Consider the following 2,146-nt stretch of genomic DNA (forward strand, 5'->3'; position numbering starts at 1 on the left):
AGCGTGTACCCCAACCACGGTGAAGTCGGGCCAACCGTGATTTCCTCGAGCCGGTAGTCCAAGCTTTCGTCGTGCATCACCACGTCGAGGAATTCGGCCACGTGGGGTTGCAGTGCAAAGGAGCCCATCCTGCGCCCGCCGATCAGCTGCGGGTTGACCACCCGGTTGGCGCCGGCGCGGACCAGCTTGGACATCGACCCCTCGTTACGGGCGCGGGCGATGATGACGAGGTCAGGCCGCAGTGCCCGGCTCGACAACGTGACGTACACATTGTCGGCATCGGTGTCGAGCGCAGAAATCAAGGCGTGGGCTTGCGATATCCCGGCAGCTTCCAGGGTTCGGTCGTCGGTGACGTCTCCGATTACGGTGGGATGCTCAATGCCTCGGAGTCGCTCTGGATCGCGGTCGATGACCACGATTTCGCGGCCGAGGGTACTGAGGTACTGCGCGCTCGCAGTGCCCACCCTTCCCCATCCGCAGATGATGATGTGGCCGGTCATCCGGCTGATGCGTCGATCCATTCGCCGTCTTTCCATGTGATGGCGCAGGTGGCCTTCGATGAGCGCCTCGAGGAGGACGCCGAACATGTACAGCGCCGTGCCTACCCCAGCCAGAATGAGAATCATGGTGAACAACTGTCCGACGCCGGTGAGCGGGTGTACCTCGCGGAATCCGACGGTCGTGATCGTGGTGACGGTCTGATAGAGGGCGTCCAGGACCCCGAAGCCGAGGCAGATGTAACCGGCCGTACCGGCGACAACCACCAGCGCGAACGCCAACAGCGCTCGACTGATCCGACCCAGAGGGCTCACCACCCTGATTCTTCTCCCCGGCTAAGACGGGAGAGGGCATTTCAGGCATCGATACGCTTCCGGTGACCGGGATGTCCTGTATGGGCATATTGCGTGCGAAAAATTCTGTGCACGCGCCGATCCGGGCAAGTGCGGACATCGCGCCCTCCGTCGTGCTGTGCGGGTAGCGGCGTGGCACGCTGTCGTCCGCAGCACCCACGGTGCTCAGTGGTCGTTGTCGAGCAGGTCGGAGGACGGGTGTGGGCGTGGCAGCGAAGTCATCGATCTCGTCGGTGAAGCGGCGGGCACAAGCCCGGTTACTCGAGGACATCACCGAGGAACCGGCCGGGCATCAAGGTCCGCACCGGACGGCGTCGAAAGAAGAGCACAAGCATCCATGGTGGAAGGTGTCACGATCTTTCCGTTGATCGTCGGCCACTGGATGTAGTCGTCCAACATTTCATTTGGCACTGTCAGGTATGGGATGTCAGCCGCGCCTGCGAGCAAGACCCCTTTCTCAGGGTCCAGAGAAGATCGCGTGCCTGTGCCGTCCTCCAGCGGATAGCTGATGCGACTATTCTTCGTCGATGATCGGTACTCCGAGGGGTAATCCGTGATAGGCGTGATCGGGCAGTCCCTACCGATCGCGGTAGGCCTGCTACTGGCCGCGCTGCCGATGGTGATGCTGTCGGTGGTCCTGGTCACCAAACGGCCGGTGCGTGTGTCGTACGCCTTCATCGGTGGCTGGGTCGCGGGCCTGATCGTCGTGGGCGCCGTGGTGCTCGCGGTTGCGGATGTGATCATGCTGGCCGACGAGCCCACCTGGTGGGCCGGTGCTGTGAAACTCGCGCTCGGGATCGTCCTGGTCCTCATGGCTGTCCGGAAGTGGTACGCACGGCCGCAGTCCGGAGAGGAGTCCACCGTGCCCCGGTGGATGGCGGCCGCACAGACCATGACCGCTCGACGGGCTCTGGGTCTGGGGTTTCTGCTTGCGGCGGCGAATCCGAAGAACCTCGCCCTGGTCGTGGCCGGCACAGCTGTCATTGCGGACGCGACTGCGCGGGTGCTCGAGCAGGTCGTGGCGCTGGTTGTCTTCGCGGTCGTGGCAAGCCTGGGCGTGGCCGCCCCGGCCGTGGTTCGGGGCGTGTTCGCGGACCGCGCCGATCGCGCGCTCGCGATGGCCGATGAGTGGATGACCCGGCACCACGCGGCGATCATGGCGGCGGTCCTGCTGATTCTGGGCGTGGTTCTGATCGGCAACGGGATGGGCGGGCTGTAGGCGGCTGCCCGCATGGTCGGCGTGACCCCCTGATCGGTCGCCGTGGCCGACACACTGCGTGAGAATCCACATCGAC

General features: G+C 64.4%; 2 protein-coding genes. One reads left to right on the top strand and one right to left on the bottom strand.

The features are described 5' to 3' along the window. Window positions 1-812: potassium channel family protein (locus WAW17_RS26455; protein ID WP_422335836.1), on the bottom strand; the 812-nt coding region annotated here is incomplete at its 3' end. 592 nt (window positions 813-1,404) lie between these two features. Here WAW17_RS26455 and WAW17_RS26460 point away from each other — a divergent pair. Then, window positions 1,405-2,070, top strand: a complete 666-nt coding sequence (locus WAW17_RS26460) for a GAP family protein (protein WP_422335837.1) — start codon at window positions 1,405-1,407, stop codon at window positions 2,068-2,070. Window positions 2,071-2,146: the final 76 nt, after the last annotated feature.

Origin of the sequence: Rhodococcus sp. (in: high G+C Gram-positive bacteria) (genome assembly GCF_049286785.1) — a bacterium.
In the GTDB taxonomy this organism is placed as follows: domain Bacteria; phylum Actinomycetota; class Actinomycetes; order Mycobacteriales; family Mycobacteriaceae; genus Rhodococcus_F.